The 1,669-nt window shown below is 72.0% G+C and carries 3 protein-coding genes; 1 reads left to right on the top strand and 2 read right to left on the bottom strand.

Annotated features, from left to right (window positions below; genetic code table 11):
- Both AB0K09_RS33200 and AB0K09_RS33195 read right to left on the bottom strand, forming a co-directional pair.
- Positions 1 to 395: hypothetical protein (locus tag AB0K09_RS33200; RefSeq protein ID WP_366069109.1), on the bottom strand; the 395-nt coding region annotated here is incomplete at its 3' end.
- A 78-nt stretch (positions 396 to 473) separates the two neighbouring features.
- A complete protein-coding gene (locus AB0K09_RS33195) occupies positions 474 to 818 on the bottom strand; it encodes a cupredoxin family copper-binding protein (protein WP_366069108.1) in 345 nt (114 codons plus the stop codon).
- A gap of 167 nt (positions 819 to 985) precedes the next feature.
- On the opposite strand from AB0K09_RS33195, the gene AB0K09_RS33190 reads away from it, so the two are divergent.
- On the top strand, positions 986 to 1,609 hold the full coding sequence (locus tag AB0K09_RS33190; protein WP_366069107.1) for a histidine phosphatase family protein: 624 nt from the start codon (positions 986 to 988) through the stop codon (positions 1,607 to 1,609).
- Positions 1,610 to 1,669 lie beyond the last annotated feature (60 nt).

Below are 1,669 nucleotides of genomic sequence, written 5' to 3'. Positions count from 1 at the left end.
GCGCCCCCGGTCCCGGCGGCGCTCGCGCCGGGGATCTTCACGCACGCCTTCCCGTGCGGCTTGACCTGACCGTCGATGTGCTCGAACCCCTCGGCGCAGACGACGGTTCCGGCCGGCAGATCGCGGCCCAGCGCCACCGTGAAGAACTGACCGTGCCGCCAGTGCCGGACCGCGCTCTCGGTGTTCTTCCGGCCCAGGCCGGAGAGCCGGTAGTGCCCGAAGAAGTCGTCGGCGGGGGAGGCGGGAGAGGCCGAGGCCCGGGCCACGTACCGGCCGCTCCCCTCGACCGTCAGACACGTCCCGCCCGCACACCCCGCCGTCGCCGCGAAGGCCGAGGGGCCCATGGCCAGGAACACCGCCGCCGTGAGTACGGCCGTCGTCGCAATACGCTTCATGGCCCCCGAGCGTGCCAGCAACGCGCGCCCGCCCCACCGTGACGGGACGGACGCCGCACGAAAGAAGGATTCGGCCGATCAACCGACCTCAATACTGCCGGTCATGAACGGATGCGGTGTGCAGTGGTAGGTGTAGGTCCCGGCCGTGGTGAAGGTCTCGGAGAAGCTCTGGCCCTTGGCGAGCAGGCCGGAGTCCCAGGCGCCGCTGTCGGACGTCGTGGTGTGCTTGACGTTGTCGGCGTTGGTCCAGACCACGGTGTCGCCCGGCTTGACGGACAGATCCTGCGGCTGGAACGAGAAATCCGAGATGCTGACGTAGTACCGGGTGGCGGCCTGCGCGAGGGGCGCGGGACCGACGGCCATGAGCACGCCCAGGGCGAGCGCGGCGAGCAGGGCGAGGGTCGCCCGGAGAGAAGAGCGCAACAACATGGGGGATACCCCCTTCGGTGATGCTCTTGCCCATCAATTCCAGGGAAAGTCCCGGCTCGCGCAGCTGTCAAACGGTCCGCCGGCCGGGAACCGCCCCGGCCGGGGCCGCGTCCACCAGGCGACACGCACGATCGCACATGCCCCACCCAGGAGCGCCGGACATGACCGCAACCGCCACCCGCTTCCTCTATCTGACCCGGCACGGCGACGCCCTGGCGGACGGCAGCGGGCTGACCGAGAGCGGCCTGAGACAGGCGGCGCTGCTCGGTCGCCGCCTCGCCGACGTGCCGCTCTCGGCCGTCCACCACGGCCCGCTGCCGCGTGCCGCGCAGACCGCGGCGACGATAGGGCAGCACCTCGACGGCGTCCCCCTGCACGCCTGCGAGATCGCCGGCGACTACCTGCCCCACGTGCCCGAGCGGGCCGAGCTCCCCGCCGACTCGGCGGACCATCTGCTCCGGTTCCTCGCCCCCTGGCCCGAGCACGAGCGCCTGCGCGGCCCCGCCCTGGCCGCCGGGGCCCTGGAGCGGTTCACCGGCCCGGTGGAGGGCACCGAGGAACGCCACGAACTCGTTGTCACCCACAACTTCCTGATCGGCTGGCTGGTCAGCCGGCTCATGGTGGCTCCGAAGTGGCGCTGGCTCGCCCTCAACCACTGCAACGCGGCGCTCACCGTCATCCGCTACACCCCGGGCCGCCCCGACACGGTCCTGCTCTACAACGACATGCGTCACCTGCCCGCCGATCTGCGCTGGACGGGCTTCCCGGCGGAACTCCACATGTGACGGCGGCTCAGCGGCGCGCCTTCGCGCACCAGGCGTCGCGGGCCGCTCCCTGGACCGGCA

The organism is Streptomyces sp. NPDC049577 (assembly GCF_040675635.1).
Classification (GTDB): domain Bacteria; phylum Actinomycetota; class Actinomycetes; order Streptomycetales; family Streptomycetaceae; genus Streptomyces.
This window is presented reverse-complemented; position numbering and strand designations above follow the sequence as displayed.

Excerpts from the sequence above, each read along its gene's own strand:
- AB0K09_RS33190 (WP_366069107.1), top strand. The coding sequence starts at position 986 with ATGACCGCAACCGCCACCCGCTTCCTCTATCTGACCCGGCACGGCGAC.